17 protein-coding genes are annotated in these 19,217 nt (G+C 67.6%); 9 read left to right on the plus strand and 8 right to left on the minus strand.

The window, feature by feature from the left end; translation table 11 throughout:
• Window positions 1-38: 38 nt before the first annotated feature.
• The 4 genes from aroA to AC5P7E_RS00405 all read right to left on the minus strand — a co-directional run bounded on the left by aroA (window position 39) and on the right by AC5P7E_RS00405 (window position 4,766).
• A complete protein-coding gene (gene aroA / locus AC5P7E_RS00390; protein WP_100438711.1) occupies window positions 39-1,346 on the minus strand; it encodes a 3-phosphoshikimate 1-carboxyvinyltransferase in 1,308 nt (435 codons plus the stop codon).
• A gap of 76 nt (window positions 1,347-1,422) precedes the next feature.
• On the minus strand, window positions 1,423-2,628 hold the full coding sequence (pheA, locus tag AC5P7E_RS00395; RefSeq protein WP_005410182.1) for a prephenate dehydratase: 1,206 nt from the start codon (window positions 2,626-2,628) through the stop codon (window positions 1,423-1,425).
• A gap of 51 nt (window positions 2,629-2,679) precedes the next feature.
• On the minus strand, window positions 2,680-3,765 hold the full coding sequence (serC, locus tag AC5P7E_RS00400) for a 3-phosphoserine/phosphohydroxythreonine transaminase (RefSeq protein WP_114619105.1): 1,086 nt from the start codon (window positions 3,763-3,765) through the stop codon (window positions 2,680-2,682).
• 194 nt (window positions 3,766-3,959) lie between these two features.
• Window positions 3,960-4,766, minus strand: a complete 807-nt coding sequence (locus tag AC5P7E_RS00405; RefSeq protein WP_495222814.1) for an FHA domain-containing protein — start codon at window positions 4,764-4,766, stop codon at window positions 3,960-3,962.
• A 125-nt stretch (window positions 4,767-4,891) separates the two neighbouring features.
• Here AC5P7E_RS00405 and AC5P7E_RS00410 point away from each other — a divergent pair, with 125 nt between their 5' ends.
• The 3 genes from AC5P7E_RS00410 (at window position 4,892) to AC5P7E_RS00420 (ending at window position 6,987) form a co-directional block, all read left to right on the plus strand.
• On the plus strand, window positions 4,892-5,167 hold the full coding sequence (locus AC5P7E_RS00410; protein ID WP_005410185.1) for a polyhydroxyalkanoic acid system family protein: 276 nt from the start codon (window positions 4,892-4,894) through the stop codon (window positions 5,165-5,167).
• An 80-nt stretch (window positions 5,168-5,247) separates the two neighbouring features.
• Entirely contained in the window at window positions 5,248-5,739 is a 492-nt protein-coding gene (locus tag AC5P7E_RS00415; protein ID WP_012480721.1) for a phasin family protein, read from the plus strand.
• A gap of 237 nt (window positions 5,740-5,976) precedes the next feature.
• The gene (locus AC5P7E_RS00420) at window positions 5,977-6,987 is read left to right on the plus strand and encodes a restriction endonuclease (RefSeq protein ID WP_111118471.1); all 1,011 of its coding nucleotides are present in this window, start codon (window positions 5,977-5,979) and stop codon (window positions 6,985-6,987) included.
• Window positions 6,988-7,133: 146 nt separating this feature from the next.
• Here AC5P7E_RS00420 and AC5P7E_RS00425 read toward each other — a convergent pair whose 3' ends face one another.
• The 4 genes from AC5P7E_RS00425 to AC5P7E_RS00440 all read right to left on the minus strand — a co-directional run bounded on the left by AC5P7E_RS00425 (window position 7,134) and on the right by AC5P7E_RS00440 (window position 9,938).
• On the minus strand, window positions 7,134-7,526 hold the full coding sequence (locus AC5P7E_RS00425; protein WP_005410188.1) for a type II toxin-antitoxin system HicB family antitoxin: 393 nt from the start codon (window positions 7,524-7,526) through the stop codon (window positions 7,134-7,136).
• A 13-nt stretch (window positions 7,527-7,539) separates the two neighbouring features.
• Window positions 7,540-7,716, minus strand: coding sequence for a type II toxin-antitoxin system HicA family toxin (locus AC5P7E_RS00430; RefSeq protein WP_076738546.1), 177 nt, complete (start codon window positions 7,714-7,716; stop codon window positions 7,540-7,542).
• Window positions 7,717-7,810: 94 nt separating this feature from the next.
• Entirely contained in the window at window positions 7,811-8,539 is a 729-nt protein-coding gene (hutC, locus tag AC5P7E_RS00435) for a histidine utilization transcriptional repressor HutC (RefSeq protein ID WP_329761694.1), read from the minus strand.
• 28 nt (window positions 8,540-8,567) lie between these two features.
• On the minus strand, window positions 8,568-9,938 hold the full coding sequence (locus tag AC5P7E_RS00440; RefSeq protein ID WP_049459706.1) for a formimidoylglutamate deiminase: 1,371 nt from the start codon (window positions 9,936-9,938) through the stop codon (window positions 8,568-8,570).
• Between the two features lie 67 nt (window positions 9,939-10,005).
• On the opposite strand from AC5P7E_RS00440, the gene hutI reads away from it, so the two are divergent.
• From hutI to AC5P7E_RS00470, 6 genes are all read left to right on the plus strand, one after another.
• A complete protein-coding gene (hutI, locus tag AC5P7E_RS00445) occupies window positions 10,006-11,229 on the plus strand; it encodes an imidazolonepropionase (protein WP_114619083.1) in 1,224 nt (407 codons plus the stop codon).
• The gene (hutH, locus tag AC5P7E_RS00450) at window positions 11,226-12,767 is read left to right on the plus strand and encodes a histidine ammonia-lyase (RefSeq protein WP_099484030.1); all 1,542 of its coding nucleotides are present in this window, start codon (window positions 11,226-11,228) and stop codon (window positions 12,765-12,767) included. Before hutI ends, hutH begins: the two co-directional genes overlap by 4 nt.
• A complete protein-coding gene (gene hutG / locus AC5P7E_RS00455) occupies window positions 12,764-13,618 on the plus strand; it encodes an N-formylglutamate deformylase (RefSeq protein WP_012480727.1) in 855 nt (284 codons plus the stop codon). The genes hutH and hutG overlap by 4 nt, the downstream gene beginning before the upstream one ends.
• The gene (gene hutU, locus AC5P7E_RS00460; RefSeq protein WP_109337088.1) at window positions 13,615-15,282 is read left to right on the plus strand and encodes a urocanate hydratase; all 1,668 of its coding nucleotides are present in this window, start codon (window positions 13,615-13,617) and stop codon (window positions 15,280-15,282) included. Before hutG ends, hutU begins: the two co-directional genes overlap by 4 nt.
• A 149-nt stretch (window positions 15,283-15,431) precedes the next feature.
• Window positions 15,432-16,868 (plus strand): serine hydrolase domain-containing protein, encoded by a 1,437-nt coding sequence (locus AC5P7E_RS00465; RefSeq protein WP_049459705.1) that lies wholly within the window; start codon window positions 15,432-15,434, stop codon window positions 16,866-16,868.
• 193 nt (window positions 16,869-17,061) lie between these two features.
• Window positions 17,062-19,173, plus strand: coding sequence for a TonB-dependent receptor family protein (locus tag AC5P7E_RS00470; protein WP_114619082.1), 2,112 nt, complete (start codon window positions 17,062-17,064; stop codon window positions 19,171-19,173).
• Window positions 19,174-19,217 lie beyond the last annotated feature (44 nt).

Genomic DNA, 19,217 nt, shown 5'->3' on the forward strand with positions numbered 1-19,217 from the left:
GCGATCCGCCGGGCATGACCCGGCGGATGCGGTGACGATCAGGCCAGGTTGAATCCGGCGCTGCGGGCCAGGCCGTCGAAGTCCGGGAAGGACGTGGCGACGTTGGCGATATCGTTGATGCGCACTTCGCCGTCACTGATCTGGCCGGCAATGGCGAACGCCATGGCGATGCGGTGGTCGCCGTGGCTTTCGATGGTGCCGCTGCCCAGGCGCACGCCACCATGCAGGGTGGCACCGTCGTCGGTTTCGTCCACCTGCATGCCCAGCGCGCGCAGGCCGGTGGCCATCGCTGCGAGACGATCGGATTCCTTCACCCGCAGCTCGGCGGCACCGCTCACCACGGTCTGGCCTTCGGCGGCGGCGGCGGCCACGAACAGCGCGGGGAACTCGTCGATCATGTCCGGCACCAGTGCTTCCGGAATGCGTGCACCCTTCAGCGGGGCATAGCGCACCACCAGGTCCGCCACCGGTTCACCGCCCTGCTCGGCCGGATTCTCTTCGGTGATGTCGGCACCCATCAGGCGCAGCGCGTGCAGCAGGCCGGTACGGCGCGGATTCAGGCCAACCTGCTTCAGGCGCAGCTCGGAGCCCGGAATGATGCTGGCAGCCACCAGATAGAACGCCGCAGACGAGAAGTCGGCCGGCACCACGATATCCGTGGCACGAAGGCGTTGGCCGCCGCGCAGGCGCGCCTTGCCCGGCGAGAATTCGATGTCCACGCCGAACGCGGACAGCATGCGTTCGGTGTAGTCGCGGGTCGGGTGCGGCTCGACAACGCTGGTTTCGCCCTGTGCGTACAGGCCTGCCAGCAACACCGCCGACTTGATCTGCGCGCTGGCCACCGGCGAGGCGAAGTCGATGCCGTGCAGCGTCTGGCCGCCATGCACGTGCAGCGGCGGCGTGCCGTCATCCTGGGTGTCGATCTTCGCGCCCATCTGCGACAGCGGGCCGGTGACGCGGCGCATCGGTCGGCCCGACAGCGACTCATCGCCGATCAGCGTGCAGTCGAACGCCTGGCCCGCCAGCAACCCGGCCAGCAGGCGCATGCCGGTACCGGCGTTGCCGCAGTCCAGCGGCGCATCCGGCGCCTTCAGGCCGTCGATACCGACGCCGTGCACGATGCGCTGCGACGCGCTGGGGGTTTCGATGCGCACGCCCAGCTGGCTGAAGATGCGCGCGGTAGCGCGGGTGTCTTCGCCTTCCAGGAAGCCTTCGATATGCGAGGTGCCATCGGCCAGCGCGGCGAACATCACCGAGCGGTGCGAGACCGACTTGTCGCCGGGAATGGTCAGGCTGCCCTGCAGCGGCTGGCCCTTGCGGGCAATCCAGTGTTGCGCGTTGCTCATCGTTCGATCATTCCGTAAACACCGGCAGCGCCGGCGATGCATCAGGGAGCGGCGGCCATGGCCGCCGCAGCAGCACTCAGGGCACGGCCACCGGATAGGAGCCCAGCACCTTGATCTGCGCCGAGTGCGCTTCCAGTTCGGCCAGTGCGGCCTGCATCGGCGCGTCGTCGATGTGGCCGGCCAGGTCGATGAAGAAGCCGTACTCCCACTTGCCGTGGTGCGAAGGCCGCGACTCGATGCGGTTCATGCTGATGCCGTGGCGGGCGAACGGGCTGAGCACGTCGAACAGCGCACCGGGCTTGTCATGGATGAACACCAGCACCGAGGTGCGGTCGTGGCCGGAGGTCGGGAAGATGTTACGGCCCACCACCAGGAAGCGGGTGGTGTTGTCGGCATCGTTCTGGATCGGCTTGGTGACCACCTTCTTCAGGCCGTACACGTGGCCGGCACTCTCGCCGCCGATGGCAGCCGCGTCGTCGGCGTTGCGCGCACGGCGCGCACCTTCGGCGTTGCTGGATACCGGAATCTTCTCGGCCTTCGGCAGGTTTGCGCGCAGCCACGCCGAGGTCTGCATGAACGACTGCGGGTGTGCGTAGATGCGCTCGATGTCCTCGATGCGGCCGCTGCGCGACATCAGGTACTGCTGCACGCGCAGTTCCACTTCGCCACAGATCTTCAGGTTGGAGGTCAGGAACATGTCCAGGGTGATCTGGATGGTGCCCTGCCCCGAATTCTCCACCGGCACCACGCCGAAATCGGCGTTGCCCGCTTCCACTTCCTGGAACACTTCCTCGATGCTGGCCATCGGCAGGCCCAGCGCGGAGCGGCCGAAGTGCTTGAGCACCGCCTGCTGGCTGAAGGTGCCTTCCGGGCCGAGGTAGCCGATCTTCAGTGGCTCCTGCTGCGCCAGGCAGGCCGACATGATCTCGCGGTAGACGTGCACCAGCAGTTCATCGCTGAGCGGGCCTTCGTTGCGGTCCACCACCATGCGCAGCACCTGCGCTTCGCGCTCGGGGCGGTAGTAGTCGACGGCAGCAGCCAGCTTGCCCTTGGCCTTGCCGACCTGGTGGGCGAAACGCGCGCGCTCGGCGATCAGGCTCTGGATGTCGCGGTCGATCTGGTCGATCTTCGAACGCACATCGGCCAGCGCCAGCGGCGCCAGGGTGGGCGCCGGGTTCGACGCAGCCTTGGACGTGCTCTTGCCCTTGGCCTTGGTGGAGGCGCTGTCCTTGGCCGGTTCGGCCTTCTTCGGCGCCTTCTTGCTGGATTTGCTGCTTGCCATCGGAATTCCCTGTTGCGGGGCACGCACCCGACGGTGCGCGCCGTTCATTGCTCAACCGTGACGCTGCTGGAAATCGGCCATGAAGGCGACCAGCGCCTCGGCCCCGGCCAGCGGCATGGCGTTGTACAGCGAAGCCCGGATGCCCCCGACCACCTTGTGCCCCTTCAGCGCCAGCAGGCCGGCGGCCTTGGCTTCGGCGACGAAGCGGGCATCAAGCTCGGCATCGGGCAGGAAGAACGGAATGTTCATCCGCGAACGGGCCGCATGTGCGACCTCATTGCGGTAGAAGCCGCCGGAGCCGTCGATGGCGCCGTACACCAGCGCGGCCTTGGCGGCGTTGCGCTTGGCGAACTCGGTCACGCCCCCTTCGGCCAGCATCCACTTGAACACCAGGCCGGCCAGGTACCAGTTCCAGGTCGGCGGCGTGTTGAGCATCGAATCGCGGGCGACGTGCGAGCGGTAATCGAAGATGTCCGCGCGCGGCTGGCCACTGCGCTCGAGCAGGTCGCGGCGGATGATCATCACCGCAATGCCGACCGGGCCCAGGTTCTTCTGCGCGCCGGCGTAGATCACGCCATAGCGGCGCACGTCCAGCGGTTCGCTGGCGATGGACGAGCTGAAGTCGGCGATCAGCGGGACGTTGCCGGTATCGGGCACATCACGGAATTCGACGCCGTGGATGGTCTCGTTGGCGGTGATGTGCACGTAGGCGGCATCGCGCGACAGCTGCCAGTCGGCACGCGCCGGCAGCTCGCGGTAGCCGTGGGCCTCGCTGCTGGCGGCGATGTTGACGTCGACGTAGACCCCGGCCTGCTTGACCGCGGTCTTGCCCCAGTGACCACTGACCACGTAGTCGGCACGCTGGCCGGGCCTGGCGAAGTTGAGCGGGATCAGCGCCTGCTGGGTGGTGGCGCCACCGGACAGGAACAGCACCGCATAGTCGTCGGGGATGTCGAGCAGGCGACGCAGGTCGGCCTCGGCTTCGGCAGCCACGGACATGAATTCCGCGCCGCGATGGCTCATTTCCACGATCGAAGCGCCGGACCCGTGCCAGTCCAGCATTTCCGCCTGCGCCTGGCGCAGGACCGATTCCGGCAAGGTCGCAGGGCCGGCACTGAAGTTGAACGCGCGCGTCATGTCACACCTGTGGGGCAAGACCCCTAGTATGCCGCAGTGCACCAGCCTTGCGGCCTTGTGGCGCAAGGGAAATTTGGTTTCATTGGAATCCATTGGCGACGCGACCGGGTAGTGCCGGCCGCTGGCCGGCAACCTCATGGATTCGGGGCGGCGGTTGCCGGCCAGCGGCCGGCACTACCGTCACCGCGCGACCGTCAGCGCGCGCCGAACCAGAGCAGCAGGCTGAGCACTGCCGCCAGCAACAAGGCGCTGGCCAGCAGCCACGGCCAGCGCCGGACCCTGCGCGGTGTCACCGGCAGCACCGGCGCCTGTTCCGCGTCCTCGCCTGACTCGTCCTCGGCCGGCAACGGCCGCCGACGTGGATCGTGCGGCACTTCCAGCACGAAACGATGCTGGCCATCGAACACCACCTGGTCGCCGGCCTGCAGCCAGCAGTGGCGCACGGCCACGCCGTTGACCCGGGTGCCGTCGGCACTGCCGAGGTCGCGCAGCAGCACACGATCACCGTGCACTTCCACGCGGGCGTGCTGTTCGGCGAAGGCCGGATCGTCGATGGCGATGTCGGCGTGGCTGCCGCGGCCGATCAACCGTGCCCGCGACAGCGTATAGCTGCGGCCATGATGCAGGCCGCCGACACCGCGCAGCAGGCGCTGCTGCTCATCGGTGCCATCGTCGTTCTTCGGCGCGGGTGCCTGCAGCAGGCTCTCGACCTCGCCCTGCAGCACCATCTCCACGCCGTCCACATAGACCGCATCGCCTGCACGCAGCAGCGCCATGCGGCGCACCGGCCGACCATTCACGTGGATGCCACGGATACCGTTGCCGACCTGCAGCCACAGGCCGCGATCGTCCATGCAGAACTGCGCCAGCAGCAGGGCGCCGTGGCCGGCGTCGCCGAGCCGCACGCTGCCGTTGGCCTGGCGCACGATGCGTTGCACCCCGGGCCGCAGCGGCTGGTCGGGCTGTTGTTGTTGACTGAAGTGAACAAGCAGGTTCTGCACGCGGCGCAGCCTAGCAGGTTGGCCGCCAACGAAGAAGAACCTGCGATGAGTGCTTGGCGCGACGGCCCTCGATGCGCACAATGCTCGCCCTCATTGATCATCCCCGCCCTGCGCCAGGAGCCTGCATGTCCACCATCGATGTCCGCCACGCCCACGCCCTGCCCGACGCACAGGCACGCGCCGCGATCGAACAGGTCGCCGCCAAGCTGTCCGAGCGCTTCGGCCTGAAGTCGTCCTGGGCCGCCGACGTGCTGAACTTCTCTGGCAGCGGCGTGGACGGTGCGATCGAACTGCAGCCGGGCGCCGTGCGCGTGACCGCCAAGCTGGGCTTCCTGCTGTCGGCGATGAAGGGCATGGTCGAGGGCGAGATCCAGCGCGTGCTGAAGGAAAAGCTGGGCTGAACCCCGGCGGCGGCCGTCACGGCCGTGCAACGCCAGTGCGCGCTACTCTCGGGGCAGGCCCAACTCCCACGGGAAGTGCGATGAACCAGTACGAAAACGATGACCGCCGCAACGACGACGCCTCGTTCGGTGACCAGGCCGAGCGCTTCTCGCGCAAGCTGAGTGACTCGGCGCAGCAGGTCTGGCTGGCCGGCCTGGGCGCCCTGGGCCGTGCACAGGCCGAAGGCAGCCGCTTCTTCGACGGCCTGGTGAAGGAAGGCGAAGCCTGGGAGGCCCGCCGCCGTGAACGCCACGGCGAACAGGGCCCGGGCTGGCGCGACAACGTGGAATCGTCACTGGATGAGGCCCGCGAGAAGGCCTCTGGCACCTGGAACAAGGTCGAAAAGGCCTTCGATGACCAGGTGCAGGGCGTGCTCAAGCGCCTGCATGTCCCCACTGCGGACGAGGTGACCGCGCTGGAAGCCCGTATCGACGCCCTGCACGCGCGGCTGGCCAAGCTGGAAAACCGTGCGGCCTCAGGCACCGATGCACCCGCACCGGGCAGCCATCAGTCGCCAGGCAGCGTGCCCTGACCGGCCATTGTTGCAATGCAATAAATTTTGATTGACAATCGCGAGCAACCCGCCAATCGCTTCGGCTGCCGTTTGTTCCCTCCCCTCACGGCTTCAGGATTGGCGGGTTTTTCGTGCTCGCCGTATGCCGATCTGAGCGTTCCATCACGCTTCCTGTCAGGAACGTCCTGACCCAGCCGGATAGTGCGACCTTTACACTGTCGTCTTCCGCATTCGCCCCTTCCGCGCACCTCCTGCATGCTCCCTTGGATCCTGGCCCTGCTGTCGGCCCTGCTTACCTGTTCCCTGGCTGTTGTCTATCTGTGGTGGATCAAGCGGCGGCAGAAGGAGATGCAACTTGGCCTGCAAGCGCTGGCCGGCATGCACTGGCGCGAGTTCTCGGTACTGGTCAAGCGCATGCTGCGCGAACAGCGCGGCCTGCGTGAACTGAATGACCCGGCGGAGGAGTCCCGCGAGCCAAGCAGCGACTTCCTGCTCAGCGATGGCCCCAACCAGTGGCTGGTGTCCTGCAAGCATGGCCTTGCCTACCGTATCGGCACCGCCGCAGTAAACGAGCTGGGGGCTGCTGCGCGCCTGGCCGGCGCCAAGGGCGGCGTGCTGCTGACCGAAGGCCGGATGGAACGCGACGGGCGCAGCGCTGCCGAGAAGCAGGCGGTAGAAGTACTGGACGGTCCGCGCCTATGGCCGCTGCTCCAGCCCTACCTGCCGGCGGAAATCGAAACCCGTGTGCGTGCCAGCGCCCGCCATGAAGCCCTGCGCCGGATCGCCATTGCCGCGCTCGGCGCGGTCACGCTGGGCCTGCTGGTGGGATTGAGCCTGCAAGGCTTGCATGTGCAGGACACCGCGCCTGTTGCCGAGGTGGCGGACACCCCCGCGCCGGTTGCACCTGCGGTTGAAGCGGCGCCCGAACCGGCGCCGGCCCCCGCCACCACGCCGCCGGCCGCTGCGCCTGCACCGGCCGCGCCCTCAGCCGACGCGCGCAGCAACCCCAACCCGGATGCCGCCACGCTGGAGCGCTTCCAGGCCGATCTGTCCCGCGCCTTGGCCGACAAGCCCGGTATCGCCAGCGGGGTCTGGCTGACCCGGCAGACGCTGGCGATCAACCGCACGGGCGAGCTGGACGCGGTCTGGCCGCAGGTCTGCGAGGAAGTGCTGCACTACCCCGCCCTGCGCAACGTGCGCATCCAGCTCAACGCCCGCCCCGGCGTGGATGAGCCGGTGCGCTGGCGGCAGTGCGCCACGTACTGATGGGGCCGCATCCACGCGTGGCGTGGATTTACTGAACCCCGATGCGCGACCCCTTGGTAGATCCACGCCACGCGTGGATGCCTTTGCAGAGTTGAGCCACACGCGAACAGCAGCCGAGCATCGGCTCGGCTCCACATGGCGCCAGCTCAGCCCAATGCCGCGAGATGGGCGATGTAACTGGAGCGCGATTCACCCGCCGCTCTGGCCTGCGCATCCAGCCTCGCCAGGATCCGGCGTGGCAGGCTGATATTGACCCGCTCGATGGTATCGTCCAGCAGAGCCGGATCAATGCAGATGTACGCAAGAATCCAACGGATGTCCTTGGATGCCTCGGCGGCGATCTTCTGTGGCGCGGAAGGTGTCGGAATCGAGCGCCCCTCATCCAGGGCCGCATCAATCCAGGCGAGTGCAGCTTCCTCGGCAGCGCTGAGCGCATCATCAAGCGTGTCGGCCGCCGAGAAGCACCCCGGCAGATCTGGAACGACCACACCCCACGCGGTGCGCTCATCGCCTGCCTCGATCAGGACTGGATATCGCATGGGCCCTCCTACGTCAGTCCTGCGAGCTTCCGCAACGCCTGCACCAGCCCTTCCCCAGATCCTTCCTTGGGTGAGGAACGGTGATGATGTGAGGGTGCTGCGGGTGCACGAATACATGATGGGATCCGCGGATCCGACGACAGATCCAACATGCCGCTTCCAGATCCCGGATGAGGTCCCTGCTCTTCATGCAGGGACGATACACATCGCACACACGCCCCGACAGAGTTCAAGGCGACAGTCGTTCCGGCCCAGTAGATCCACGCCATGCGTGGATGGAATCCCTATCGCGCGCCCGGCGCGAAGCGCGCCACCAGGTCCCAGGCATCCCCCAGGAACACCTGGCGCACGCGGGTGATCGGCTGTTCGCCACGCCAGGTCAGGCGTTCGATCACCAGGCAGGCGATACCCGGCTTCACCTCCAGCAGCTTGGCGGTGGCGGTATCTGCCCCCCAGGCACTGATGCGGTGCTGGGCACGGGTCCACGACACGTTCTGCAGCAGCCAGCTGCCCGGTGCGGTAGTGCTGAAGTCGACCTCCAGTACCTCCGGCACCCCCACCGGGCTGATCAGGCGGTGCTCCAGCGCCAGCGGGCGACCATCGGCCAGATGCAGGCAGCGCATCGCCAGCAGGTTTTCCTGACCGGCCAGCTCGACTTCACCGGCATTGCCGGCATCGGCAAGGCGCAGGTCGCGCTGCAGCAGGCGATAGGCGTACTGGTGGCCGCGCGAGCCAACCTCCATCGCGATATCGGGGATCTCCAGCGCCACCTGCTCCAGGTGCGGGGGTTGCCGCGCCACGAACGAACCGGCACGGCGGCGACGCTCGATCATGCCGCTCTCGGCCAACGCGGTCAGCACCTTGTTCACCGTCATCCGCGAGCAGCCGTACTGCTCCATCAGCTCGTGTTCGTACGGAATCCGAAAGCCCGGCGCCCACTCTCCACTGAGGATGCGGCTTTCCAGATCGCTGCGGATACGCTGGTTGAGCGTGGCGGACTTGCTGACCTTCACGTAATGGGGTCTCGGTGGCGGGAGGCGATCAGCCCAGCACGCCACGCAGGGCGGCGGTAAAGGCGGTGGTGATCGCCTCGCGCTGCAGGTGGCGGCCCTCGGCCACGCATTGGCGGCCATGGCGCCAGACCGATCGCAGCGCGCCATTACGTGCGGCGAACACCCAGCTGTCAAGCCATGCGTCATCCTGTCGCGCCTGCAGCGCCGGGTGCCCGGCATCCAGTTCGACCAGGTCGGCACTGGCGCCGACCTGCAGGCCAGCGGCCACGCCCAGCGCCTGTGCACCACCGTGCAGTGCGCCTTCGAACAGGAAGCGGCCGGTACTGCGGGTGGCATCCGGGGCCAGCACGTTGCGACCGCGCAGGGTCAGGCGCTGGCCGTATTCGAGCAGGCGCAGTTCTTCGGCCGCATCAATCAGCACATTGGAATCGGAGCCGACACCGAAGCGCCCGCCCTCGCGCGCGAACGCCTGCATCGGGAACAGGCCGTCACCCAGGTTGGCTTCGGTGATCGGGCACAGGCCGGCCACGGCCTGGCTGGCCACGATGGCGACGCGCTCATCGTCGGTGATGTGGGTGGCGTGCACCAGGCACCAGCGCGCATCCACCGGTGCATGGTCGTACAGCCACTGCACCGGACGCTGGCCGCTCCAGGCCAGGCAGGCCTCGACTTCACGCACCTGCTCGGCGATATGGATGTGCACCGGGCCGTCGGTCAGCGGCAGCAACGCACTCAATTCCTCGCCGGTGACTGCACGCAGGCTGTGCGGCGCGATGCCGAGCACCGCATCCGGCAGCGCGGCCAGTGCCGGCTTGGCGGCGTCCAGCAACTGCGCGAAACCGTTCACGTCGTGGATCAGGCGCCGCTGCGCTGGATTCGGCGCCGCCCCGCCGAAATCGGCATGCGCATAGAACACCGGCAGCAGGGTCAGGCCGATGCCGGTCTGCTCGGCGGCGGCAGCAATCCGTGCACTCATCTCGGCGCGGTTGGCATAGGCGCGACCATCGGCGTCGTGGTGCAGGTAATGGAATTCGCCGACGCGGGTGAAGCCGCTTTCCAGCATTTCCATGTAGGCCTGGGCGGCGATGGCCTGCACCGCGTCCGGGCGCAGATGGGCCAGGAAGCGGTACATCAGCTCACGCCAGCTCCAGAAGCTGTCACCGTCGCCGCCGCCGATCTCGGTCAGCCCAGCCATGCCGCGCTGGAAGGCGTGGCTGTGCAGGTTGGGCAGGCCCGGCACCAGGATGTCGACGCGGGTGTCGCCGTGCTGGGCGCCCTGCCCCATGTGGATCGCCGTGATGCGGCCGTCCTGCACCTGCAGGCGGACATCGCGGGCCCAGCCGTCGGCCAGAAGGGCGTGGGCGGCATGGAAACAGAGCGGGGAACGCGAATCGGACATGGCTGGACAACCCGAAATGGACGCCTATATTGTATAGACATATAAGCACAGCCGCGTTGTGGATGCCATGCACGTCGATACCTTCTGGTCCAACGTCCACCTGATGACCCTCGATGGCGAGGGGCTGGGTGTCATCCGCGATGGCGTACTGGCCTGCGCTGGCGGCCGCATCGTCCATGTTGGCCCGGCCGGCAGCGACGCCCACCTGCAGCCGACCACCCGCATCGATGGCGAAGGCCGCTGGATCTCGCCCGGCCTGATCGACTGCCACACCCACCTGGTCTACGCCGGCAACCGCGCCAACGAATTCGAGCAGCGCCTGCAGGGCGTCAGCTATGCCGAGATCGCCCGTGCCGGCGGCGGCATCGTCTCCACCGTGCGCGCCACCCGTGCTGCCACCCCGGAACAGCTGGCCAGCGAAAGCCGGCCGCGCCTGCTGGCGATGCGTGCCGAAGGCGTGACCACGATCGAGATCAAGTCCGGCTACGGCCTGACCCTGCCCGACGAACGCAAGCAGCTGCAGGTAGCGCGTGCGCTGGGCGAGGAGTGCCGGGTCAACGTGGTGACCACATTCCTCGGCGCACACGCGATTCCGCCAGGCCGCGAGGCGCAGGAATACACCGACGAGGTGTGCAACGTGATGATTCCGGCCATCGCCGCCGAAGGCCTGGCCGAAGCGGTGGACGTATTCTGCGAGAACATCGCCTTCTCGCCGGCGCAGGCGCGGCAGGTCTTCGAAGCGGCGCGCGCCAACGGGCTGGCGGTGAAGATTCATGCCGAGCAGCTGAGCAACCAGCATGGCGCCGAACTGGCCGCCAGCTTCGGTGCCCTCTCGGCCGACCATATCGAACATCTGGACGATGCCGGCATCGCCGCGATGGCCGCCGCCGGCACCGTCGCCGTGCTGTTGCCCGGTGCCTTCTATTTCACCCGCGATACCACCCTGCCGCCGATCGCTGCGCTGCGTGCGGCCGGCGTGCCGCTGGCGCTGGCCACCGACAGCAATCCGGGCACTTCGCCGCTGACCAGCCCGCTGCTGGCGATGAACATGGGCGCCACCCTGTTCCGCCTGACCGTCGATGAGTGCATCGCCGGCTTCACCCGTGAAGCGGCGCGCGCGCTCGGACGCAGCGATCGCATCGGCCGCCTCGCCGTGGGCCTGGACTGCGACCTGGCGATCTGGGACATCGATGGCCCCGCCGACCTGGTCTATCGCATTGGATTCAACCCGCTGCACGCGCGCGTGGTGCGCGGACAGCCCGACCTGCCTGCCTCCTGGAGCAACACATGAGCAACACCCTGGTTCTTCGCCCCGGCCGTGTCACTCTCGCCCAGTGGCGGCAGGTCTATCGCGGTGCGCCGCTTGCACTGGACCCGGCCGCGCTGCCGGTGGTGCGCGCCAGTGCGGCGGCGGTGGCCGCCATCGTCGCCAAGGGCGCGCCGGTGTATGGCATCAATACCGGCTTCGGCAAGCTGGCCAGCGTGCGCATCGAGCGCGAAGATCTAGCCACCCTGCAGCGGAACATCGTGCTCTCGCATGCCGCTGGCGTGGGCGAGCCGATGCCGGCCAGCGTGGTGCGCCTGATGATGGCGCTGAAGCTGGTCAGCCTGGCGCAGGGGGCTTCGGGCATTCGCGAGGAAACCCTGCTACTGCTGGAAGCGATGCTGGTCAAGGGCGTGCTGCCGGTGGTGCCCGCACAGGGTTCGGTGGGTGCCTCGGGCGATCTGGCGCCGCTCTCGCACCTGGCCAGCGTGATGCTGGGCGTAGGCGAAGCCTTCATCGGCGGCGAACGCCTGCCGGCGGCCGATGCACTGGCACGTGCCGGCCTGCAGCCGATCGAACTGGGCGCGAAGGAAGGCCTGGCGCTGCTCAACGGCACCCAGTTCTCCACCGCCTATGCGCTGGCGGGCCTGTTCGAGATCGAGACCGTGTTCCAGGCCGCACTGGTCACCGGCGCGCTGTCGGTGGAAGCTGCCAAGGGTTCCGACACGCCCTTCGACCCGCGCATACACGCGATCCGCGGCCAGCGCGGGCAGATCGCCACCGCCGCCACCCTGCGCGCGCTGATGCAGGGCTCGGACATCCGCGAGTCGCATCGCGACAACGACGTGCGCGTGCAGGACCCGTACTGCCTGCGCTGCCAGCCGCAGGTGATGGGCGCGGCGCTGGACATCCTGCGCCAGGCCGCGACCACGCTGGAAATTGAAGCCAACGGCGTGTCCGACAATCCGCTGGTGTTCACCGACACCGGCGAAGCGCTGTCCGGTGGCAACTTCCACGCCGAGCCGGTGGCCTTCGCCGCCGACATGCTGGCGATGGCGGTGTGCGAGATCGGTTCGATCAGCGAGCGCCGCCTGGCGATGCTGGTGGACCCGGCCCTGTCCGGCCTGCCGGCGTTCCTGACCCCGCGCCCGGGCCTGAATTCCGGCTTCATGATTCCGCAGGTGACCGCCGCCGCGCTGGTCTCGGAAAACAAGCAGCGCGCCTACCCGGCCAGCGTTGATTCGATTCCGACCTCGGCCAACCAGGAAGACCATGTGTCGATGGCCGCGCATGGCGCGCGCCGGCTGATGCAGATGGCCGAGAACGCCGCCAACGTGATCGGCATCGAGCTGCTGGCCGCCGCGCAGGGCTGTGATTTCCATGCGCCGCTGCGCTCCAGCGCCGCGCTGGAAACGGTGCGCGCCACCCTGCGTGCGCAGGTGCCGACGCTGGAAGAAGACCGCTATTTCCACCCCGACATGGTGACCGCCACGAATCTTGTGCGCAGTGGCGCGCTGGCGCAGGGCCTGGGCGATCTGTTGCCGACTGTGGAACCGCAGGCATGACGACCCTTCCTGAATGGTTGACGGTGCACGAGGGCGATGCCCCCCTCATCGTCAGCTTCCCGCATACCGGCAGCGAGCTGCCGCACGACCTGATCGGCGACTACCACTCGCCGTGGCTGGCCCGCCGCGATGCCGACTGGTGGGTGCACGAGCTGTACGACTTCGTGCGCGGCATGGGCGCGACCACGGTGCGCTCGGCGATCTCGCGTTCGGTGATCGACCTCAACCGCGATCCCAGCGGCGTGTCGCTGTACCCGGGCCAGAACACCACCGGCCTGTGTCCGCTGACCACCTTCGACAACCAGCCGCTGTACCACGCCGGGCGCGAACCGGACGAAGCAGAAATCGCCCGTCGTCGCGACACGTATTTCCTGCCTTACCACGATGCGCTGGCTTCGCAGATCACGCGCCTGCGTGCACGCCACGGCACCGTGGTGGTGTACGACGCGCACTCGATCCGCTCGCATATCCCGCACCTGTTCGAGGGCGAACTGCCGCAGTTCAACCTGGGGACTGCCGGTCCGTCCGGCGCACCGGACACCTCCTGCGACAACGCCCTGAGCGACGTGGTGGAAAACCTGCTGAAGATCAGCGGCATGAGCCAGGTGCGCAACGGCCGCTTCAAGGGCGGCTGGATCACCCGCCACTACAGCAACATCGCCGGCGGCGTGCACAGCCTGCAGATGGAACTTGCCTGCCGCGGCTACATGCACGAACCCCTGCCGGACCAGGTGGACGAACACAGCTGGCCCACCCCGCTCGACCCCGACCACGCCGCACCACTGCGCCACACCCTGGCGCAGGTGCTCAACGCCTGCCTTGAATTCGCTACGAACCGGAGCGCCGCATGACCCGCAACGACCCATCCCGCACCGTCGCCGCGCCGACCGGCACCACGCTCAATGCCAAGAGCTGGCTGACCGAAGCACCGCTGCGCATGCTGATGAACAACCTGCACCCGGACGTGGCCGAGCGCCCGCAGGAACTGGTGGTGTATGGCGGCATCGGTCGCGCCGCACGCGACTGGGAGAGCTTCGACGCCATCGTCGAAACGCTCAAGCGCCTGGACGATGACCAGACCCTGCTCGTGCAGTCCGGCAAGCCGGTGGGCGTGTTCCGCACCCACGCCGATGCACCGCGCGTGCTGATCGCCAATTCCAACCTGGTGCCGCGCTGGGCCAACTGGGACCACTTCAACGAGCTGGATAAGAAGGGCCTGGCCATGTACGGCCAGATGACCGCCGGCAGCTGGATCTACATCGGTGCGCAGGGCATCGTGCAGGGCACCTACGAGACCTTCGTGGAAATGGGGCGCCAGCATTTCGGCGGCGACCTGACCGGGAAGTGGCTGTTCACCGGTGGCCTCGGCGGCATGGGTGGTGCACAGCCGCTGGCTGCCGTGATGGCCGGTGCCTCCTGCCTGGCCGTCGAGTGCCGCAAGAGCAGCATCGACATGCGCCTGCGCACCGGCTACCTGGATACCTGGACCGACAACCTGGACGAAGCGCTGCGCCTGATCGACGAGTCGTGCAAGGCCGGCACGCCGAAATCGGTGGGCCTGCTCGGCAACGTTGCCGACGTGCTGGCCGAACTGCTCAAGCGCGGCGTGAAGCCGGACCTGCTGACCGACCAGACCTCCGCGCACGACCCGGTGAACGGCTACCTGCCGCAGGGCTGGACGGTCGAGCAGTGGGACGAGAAGCGCGTTTCCGCCCCCAAGGAAGTGGAGAAGGCCGCGCGCGCATCGATGGCCAACCACATCCGCGCCATGCTCGGCTTCCATGCGCTGGGCGTGCCCACCGTGGATTACGGCAACAACCTGCGGCAGATGGCGCTGGAAGAAGGCGTGGCCAATGCCTTCGATTTCCCGGGTTTCGTGCCGGCCTACATCCGCCCGTTGTTCTGCCGCGGCATCGGCCCGTTCCGCTGGGCCGCACTGAGCGGCGACCCGGAAGACATCGCCAAGACCGATGCCAAGGTGAAGGAACTGATTCCGGACAACCCGCACCTGCACCGCTGGCTGGACATGGCCGCCGAGAAGATCAAGTTCCAGGGCCTGCCGGCGCGCATCTGCTGGGTCGGCCTGGGTGATCGTGATCGACTTGGCCTGGCGTTCAACGAGATGGTCGCCAACGGCGAACTGAAGGCGCCGGTGGTGATCGGTCGCGACCACCTGGACAGTGGCAGCGTCGCCTCGCCGAACCGCGAAACCGAAGCGATGGCCGACGGCTCCGATGCGGTGTCCGACTGGCCGCTGCTGAACGCCCTGCTCAACACCGCCAGCGGCGCGACCTGGGTGTCGCTGCATCACGGTGGTGGCGTCGGCATGGGCTTCTCGCAGCACGCCGGCATGGTGATCGTCTGCGACGGCACCGAGGCAGCGGCCAAGCGGATTGGCCGCGTGCTGTGGAACGACCCGGCCACCGGCGTGATGCGCCATGCCGATGCGGGGTACGACATCGCGATCGACTGCGCGAAGGAAAAGGGGCTGGATCTGCCAGGGATTCTCGGCTGATCGCAGGGGTGCCGGCCAGCGGCCGGCACTACCGGAAACGTGTGGTAGTGCCGGCCGCTGGCCGGCTCTCCCTGATGCGGGAATCGGTGCCCTTGACCCGCTCTTCCGACGTGACCAACATGCGCCATCACCGCTGATGGATCACCGCGATGTACCGCACCCTGGCCGTTGCATTGCTCTGCACGCTGTTTGCGATCCCACCCGTTTCGGCGCTTGAAACTGCCGGCGATCTTTCCAAGCAGCTCAGCACCCAGCTGCAGACCAACCGCGAACGCTACGGCATCGCCGGCCAGGCGGTACTGGTCGCCCACAACGGTCAGGTGCTGTACCAGGGCGCCAGCGGTGAACGTGATCCCGCTACCCATGCGCCCGCCACCGTCGAGACCATCTTCGCCGCGCAGTCGATGGCCAAGCTGCTGACCAGCACGCTGGTGATGCAGTTGGTCGACCAGGGCAAGGTGGATCTGGATGCACCGGCCAGCCGCTATGTGCCGGACCTGCCTGCAGCATGGCAGGCGATCCACGTGCGCGATTTCCTCAACCACAGCTCGGGTATCGGCGAGTACTACGATCGTGTCGACAACCGTTGGGTCAGCAAGGGCTACCCCGGTGTAGCCCCTGACCTTGGCGCTGCACTGAAGGTAGCCGGCGCGACACCGATGCAGTTCGCCACCGGCAGCCGCGTACAGTACACCCAGGCCAACTACCTGGTGCTGACCGCCTTGCTGGAAGCGCATTACCGCAAGCCCTACCCAGCCATCGCGCGCGAACGCATCCTGCAGCCATTGAAGATGGCCAGCACGTCATGGGCCATCGCCAGCGTGCCAGCCAAGCGCGCGGCGGTGCCTTACATCGGCAAGGACGGCCAGCTGCAGCCGGCCAATGAAGATGCCTGGCCGGATTACGGCTGGGGCCATGCCGATCTGCAGACCAGCGTGGGCGACATGAACCGTTTCCTGCAGGCGCTGGCGAGCGGAAAGCTGGTGCGCACGGCGACCCTGGAAAAGCTCTGGCAGCCGCAGAAACTGAGCGGTGGCGGTAGCAATTTCTTCTCCACCGGTTGGGACACCACCCGAAGCGACGGCTACACCCAGGTCGGCCACGATGGTGGCACCCGTGTACGTGCGCGATTGGCCTACAAGGGCACGCTGGCCAGCGGCTACTGGGTGTTCGTGTACCTGACCAACGGCAGCGCCCGCAATGTCTGGTCCAGCACGCTGGTGGAGAGCATGATGGGGGTGGCCGCGCCCGGGGAGTTTCCGCATGCGGTGTTGTCCGAGCGGTTGATCGGCTATGCGCGGGATGACAGCACCGATGCGAAACCGCAGATGCGTAGCTGGCTGCGCGACAGCAATGGCGTTCCCACAGGTGAACTGGAACGTGCGATCAACGGTGATGGCTATGCCATCCGCGAGAGTCTGGGTGCCAGCAAGGCGCTGAAAGTGTTCGCGCTCAACGCCGAGTTGTATCCGGATTCGGCCAACGCGTGGGACAGCCTGGCCGAGTGCCATGCGGCATTGGGCGATAGGGAAGCGGCTGATCGGCTGTACGCGAAGGCCAAGGCGCTGGCGAAGCCCTCGCCCTAAACCCTGCTGCAGAGCCGAGCCCATGCTCGGCTGCTCTTCGTTGCGATCTCAGGAGACCCCCGCTGCGCGCGATAGCCGAGCATGGACTCGGCTCTACATGGATGTTGCGGGCGGCCATACGCCGCCGGTGGGTGACGTGACGCCGCCGAACTGTTAACTTGCGCGCCACTTTTGTGGTTTACAGCATTCCCGCATGTCGCTCTCGTCGTACCGCCCCACCCCCTCGCTGCTGTTCCTGGCCGTTTCCCTCGGCCTCTCTTCCACCGCCGCTGCGGCCCCACAGGCCACCACGCTGGATGCCGTGCAGGTCACCGCTGCCGCCGATGCCAGTGCCCAGGCGCGCGTGGCACTGAAGCGTGTACCCGGCGCCGGCAACGTCATCGACGTGGCCAAGGCCGACAGCCGCCTTTCCAGCAGCGCCGATGTGCTGGCCTACCAGCCGGGTATCAGCGCGCAGTCGCCGGGCAACGAAGGCACCAAGATCTCGATCCGTGGCTCGGGCATCAACCGGGGCCCGGGCGCGCACGCCTCGGGCATTGCAGTGTCGATCGACGGTCTGCCACTGACCGGCCCGGGCGGCACGCCCTACGAGCTGCTGGAACCGCTGTGGCTGTCGCGCGTCGAAGCGCTGCGCGGCGCCAACGGCTTCGAGCGCGGGGCGCTGGCGCTGGGCGGTGCCATCGACTACGTCAGCCGCAGCGGTCGTGATTCGGCGGGCGTGCAGCTGCACTACGAAGCCGGCAGCCGTGGCTACCAGAAGCGCGGCATCAGCTGGGGCGGCGTCAGTGGTGATGTCGACTACTTCCTGGCCTACACCGATACCGAATTCGACGGTTACCAGCGTCATTCGCGCGGCGACGGCAAGGGTGCGATGGCCAACATCGGCTGGCAGATCACGCCCGACCTGCAGACGCGCTTCTTCGTGCGCTATCGCGAAACCAATCATGAAACGCCCGGCCGCCTGACCCGCGATCAGATCCGCAACGATCCGCGTGCCGCGAATGCGGCCAACCTGGCCATCGATGCGCGTCGCCCGCAGCCGGGCAGCACCTGGGTGGGCAACGTCACCACGCTGCAGATCGATGAGGACTCCTCGTTGCAGGCCGGGCTGGTCTATCACAAGTACCCGATGGACTTGAACGAGAGCCTGTACCGGCAGCAGCTGGACTACGCCAACCTCAACGCCACGCTGGACTACCGCCGCCGCCACCGGCTGTTCGGCCTGGACAGCGAGACCACGGTCGGCCTGCGCGTCACCCACGATCTGGACGCCGATGTGCGCGAGTCGCTGCGCTTTGCCAGCAACGGCTATGCCGCCGGTACGCGCACGCGTGACTTCCGCCACCACGGCACCGATAGCACGCTGCACGTCGGCAATACCCTCACCTTCAATGACCGCCTGCGCATGCAGACCGGGCTGGCACTGATCAACACCCGTCGCGATGTGCAGGTGACCTGGCCAAGCAGCGGCGGCCGCCTTTGCGACCACGACTGGGACTACGCGCCGCGACTGGGCTTCACCTGGCAGCACAGCGCCCAGACCCAGTGGTTCGGCAACCTCAGCCGCTCGGTGGAGGCGCCACATCCGTGGTCGATTATCTGGGGCTCGAACCAGTACTTCGGGCCGGGCAATGGCCCGTCTACCGGCCGCCAGCGCGCGCCGGTGCCGATGCAGAACCAGACCGCCACCACGCTGGAACTGGGTGCGCGCGGTGACGCGGCGCTGGGTCGCTGGGAACTGACCGGCTACTACGCGCACGTAAACCACGAACTGCTGAGCGTCGAACTGCAACCGGTGCCGAACCTGTTCATCGCCGAGAACAACGCCAGCCCCACCGTTCACCGCGGCATCGAGGCCGGATTGGACAGCACGCTGTGGCAGGCTGCACCGGGCCGCCTGTCGCTGCGCCAGGCGTATACCTTCAGCGATTTCCGCTATCGCCACGACGCGCGTTTCGGCAGCAACCGCCTGCCCGGCCTGCCGCGCCACGCCTACCAGGCCGAGCTGCGCTTCGATCATGCATCCGGCCTGTACGCCGCGCTCAATACCGAATACGCCTCGCGCATCGCCGTCGACTACGCCAACAGCTACTGGGCCGACAGCCACGTGATCTTCGGCAGCCGCATCGGCTACGACGCACCCGGTGGCCGCTGGCAGGCCTGGGCGGAGATGCGCAACCTCGGCAACCGCCACTACGCCGCCACGGTCACGCCGGGCTACGACGACGCCGGCAAGGATGTCGCGCGCTCGACCCCGGGCGATGGGCGTGGCGTCTATGCGGGCGTGCGCTGGCGCTTTGACTGATGACCGCAGGCGGCGCCGGGTGTGATCCGGCGCCGTCGTTCCAG

It is taken from the genome of Stenotrophomonas sp. YJH_SMC_25, assembly GCF_059369595.1.